Origin of the sequence: Streptomyces sp. 8L, assembly GCF_020176795.1 — a bacterium.
GTDB lineage: Bacteria > Actinomycetota > Actinomycetes > Streptomycetales > Streptomycetaceae > Streptomyces.
In genome coordinates this window covers 1-1,160 of the sequence record NZ_JAIUKE010000897.1, presented here as the reverse complement: position 1 = coordinate 1,160, position 1,160 = coordinate 1, and the positions used below count along the sequence as shown (strand labels likewise).

General features: G+C 69.7%; 1 protein-coding gene. It reads right to left on the bottom strand.

Annotation, left to right across the window (positions count from 1 at the left end; translation table 11 throughout):
* Positions 1-27: 27 nt before the first annotated feature.
* Positions 28-1,160: hypothetical protein (locus tag LCE31_RS39750; protein ID WP_225023167.1), on the bottom strand; the 1,133-nt coding region annotated here is incomplete at its 5' end.

The following is a 1,160-nucleotide window of genomic DNA, read 5'->3' as shown; positions in this document are numbered from 1 at the left end:
GGGGCCCGGGGCCCCCGCGCGCGCTCGTCAGGCCGCCTTGAGATACGTGTTCCAGCCGCCGGTCGGCGCCTGGCCGACCTCAAGACCCTGGAGCTTGGTGACGATGGCCGGGTCCTGCGCGTCCAGCCAGTCGGTGAACTGGCGGAAGGACACGAGCCGCACGTCCTTGTGCCCGGCGCCCGCGATCCGCTTGAGCGCCTCCTCGACGGCGTCCATGTAGATGCCGCCGTTCCAGGTCTCCATGTGGTTGCCGATGAAGAACGGCGCCCGGTTCGTCTCGTACGCCCGCTGGAAGCCGGCCAGGTAGGACTGGGTGGCCTGGGTGCGCCAGCCCGCGTACCGCGAGGTCATCCCCTGGGTCGAGTTCTTCGACTGGTTGGCGAGGATGTTGTAGTCCATCGACAGGACCTCGAAGCTGTGGCCGGGGAAGGGGATGCCCTGGAGCGGGAAGTCCCACACGCCCAGCTTCTTGGTGGGCCAGGTCTGGGTGCCGCCGGGCGACGAGGCGTCGTAGCGCCAGCCGAGCGCGGCGGCCGTGGGCAGCAGGTTGTTCTGCCCGAGCAGGCAGGGGGTGCGGGAACCGATGAGCTCCTTGCGGTAGTCGAACGGCAGCGGCTCGGCGTCCGCCGTGCCGCAGTTGGTCTTCCAGGTGGTGACGAACGACATGGCCTGCTCGATCTCGCTGCGCCACTGATCTGAGGTCCAGTTGCCGACGGACCCGCTGCCGGAGCAGAAGTGCCCGTTGTAGTGCGTGCCGATCTCGTGGCCGTCCATCCAGGCGCGGCGCACGCAGGCGAGGGTCTCCTTGATGTGCGCGTCGGTGAGGTAGCCGATGTCGGAGGCGCCGACCGGGTTGTTCGGCGGCTGGTAGAGGTGCTTCTTCGACTCGGGCAGCAGGTAGAGCCCGGAGAGGAAGAACGTCATCTTCGCGTCGTGCTGCTGGGCGAGGTCGAGGAACCGGGTGAAGAGGCCGGTGCCGACCTCGCCCGCGCCGTCCCAGGAGAAGATGACGAACTGCGGTGGCGTCTGGCCCGGTTCCAGCCGCACCGGTGCGGCCGGCTGGTGGGGCTGCTTGCCCGTGTAGGCGGTGGAGCCGTCCCCGATGAGGGTGACGGCCTTCTTCGGTGGCGCCCCCGCGGCGGCGCCGCTCTCCCCCGCCT